The organism is Faecalicatena contorta (assembly GCF_001404335.1).
Taxonomy (GTDB): domain Bacteria; phylum Bacillota; class Clostridia; order Lachnospirales; family Lachnospiraceae; genus Faecalicatena; species Faecalicatena contortus_B.
Map to the genome: position 1 here is coordinate 1 of NZ_CYZU01000128.1, position 519 is coordinate 519.

The window sequence follows — 519 nt, forward strand, 5'->3', positions numbered from 1 at the left end:
GCAGGCAACGAACCGGTTCGACTATATCCGGAAACACCTGGAGGAGGAAAAGCGGCTTTACGGGCAGGTCCTGCGCACCGAGGGGGGGGTGCCGGAAGTGTACCTGGAACCAAGGGACGGGGAAACGCTGTACATCCTGCTCACCAGCAGCAAAGGGCTGTGCGGGAGCTACAATACCTCCATCACGAAGGCGGCGGGGCAGATCGCAGAGGAAGAAAAGGGCAGCTGCTGTTTCGCGGCCCTGGGGACAAAGGGAAAAGAGTTCTGCATCCGGGAAGGCCTGGAGATGCTGGAGACGGAGCGGGAGCAGATGGATGAGATGGGGTACGAGGAAGCGTACCGGCTCTCGGGGGAAGTGCTGGAGCTGTACCGGGAAGGCCGTTTTACAAGCATCCGGGTGCTGTATGCCTCCTACCTGAACTCGATTTCCCATGAGGTGAAGGCAGCCCCGGTGTTCCCGCTGGAGGCAGGGGGGCAGGCAGGGGACTGTGACCTGACCCTGATGGAATACGAACCGGC

At 61.3% G+C, this 519-nt stretch carries 1 protein-coding gene; it reads left to right on the forward strand.

The window, feature by feature from the left end; genetic code table 11:
- Positions 1-519, forward strand: a 519-nt coding sequence (locus ARB69_RS25585; protein ID WP_157355762.1) for a F0F1 ATP synthase subunit gamma, incomplete at both ends; no start/stop codon positions are given.